Below are 1344 nucleotides of genomic sequence, written 5' to 3'. Positions count from 1 at the left end.
GACGCGGGCACCGGACGGGTGCGCGTGTTCGCCACCGTCGACCCCGGGGCGCACATCCGCCGGTCGGGTGAGGACGTGGCCGCCGGCGCCACCGCCCTGGCCGCGGGCACCGTGCTCGGCCCCGCACACCTGGGCCTCGCCTCCGCGATCGGACTGGACCGGCTCGCCGTGTACGAGCCGCCGAGGGTGCTGGTCGTGTCCACCGGTACCGAGCTGGTGCTCCCGCCGGAGCCGCTGCGGCACGGGCAGATCTACGAGTCGAACAGCATCATGCTGGCCGCGGCCCTGACCGCCCTCGGCTGCCGGGTGGAGACGCTGCGCAGCGTGGCCGACGACGTCGACACCTTCCGCGCGGCCGTGGAGTCCCGCCTGCCGGGGACGGACCTGGTGATCACGTCCGGCGGGGTGAGCGCCGGTGCCTACGAGGTGGTCAAGGACGCCCTGACCGGCATCGGCGTCCGGTTCACGAAGGTCGCGATGCAACCGGGCGGTCCCCAGGGCTGCGGACACTGGGACGGGGTGCCGGTGGTGACGCTGCCCGGGAACCCGGTGAGCGTGCTGGTGTCGTTCGAGGCGTTCGTCCGGCCCGCGTTGTTGTCGGCGCTCGGGCACACCGACGTCGACCGGCGCCGGGTACGGGCACGGCTGACCGAGGACCTGACCTCCCCCGCGGGCAAGCGGCAGTTCCGCCGCGGCCACCACACCCCCGGTTCCCCGGGCCGGGGGCACGTCACCGGGGTCGTCGGCCCGCGCGGCGGGCCGGGCTCGCACCTGCTGGCGGCGTTCACCGAGGCCAACTGCCTGATCGTGCTCCCGGAGGACACCACCGCGGCCCCCGCCGACTCGGAGGTCGACGTCCTCCTCCTCTGAGCAGCCCGTCCCGGGGTGTGCCGTGAAGGGGTCCTTCCCTGCGTCACATGCAGCGAGGGGGCCCTTCACGGCACTCACCGCAGCGAAGGGGTCCTTCACGGCACACCCCGGGGGTGGGAGCGGGCGCGTGAGTATGCGGGTGCCGGCAGAAGGGCGGGGGCCATGATCATCGCCGGGGTGGTGTCCGGGAGACTGGCAGCGCTCGTCGACGACCGTCGACGCCTGTTCGTTCGATGCCGACGCCGGAAGGGGCCAGCTGACGTCATGATGGGTCGCACCCATGCGGCGACCGGGTGGTGCGCCGGGCTCGCCGTCGCGCCCGCGGTGGGGATCACCACGCTCGCGCAGGCGGTGGTGTTCGCCGCCACCACGGCGGGATTCGCGCTGCTGCCCCGACCTCGACCATCCCGGCGCGCGCGCCTCGAAGCTCCTCGGGCCGGTCACGGGCGCGCTGTCCTGGCTGTTGCGCAAGGC

Annotated in this window: 1 protein-coding gene and 1 pseudogene; both read left to right on the top strand. The window is 74.4% G+C overall.

All coding sequences use genetic code 11. The features are described 5' to 3' along the window. A partial coding sequence (locus SACPADRAFT_RS0206715; protein WP_007027636.1) for a molybdopterin molybdotransferase MoeA occupies window positions 1-870 on the top strand: 870 nt, incomplete at its 5' end. Between the two features lie 264 nt (window positions 871-1134). Continuing rightward, window positions 1135-1344 (top strand): annotated as a pseudogene (locus tag SACPADRAFT_RS33755) (metal-dependent hydrolase); the annotation flags it as partial.

Source organism: Saccharomonospora iraqiensis subsp. paurometabolica YIM 90007 (genome assembly GCF_000231035.2).
Classification (GTDB): Bacteria; Actinomycetota; Actinomycetes; order Mycobacteriales; family Pseudonocardiaceae; genus Saccharomonospora; species Saccharomonospora paurometabolica.
The sequence above is the reverse complement of the archived record's forward strand: the minus strand, read 5'-3'. Positions and strand labels throughout refer to the sequence as shown.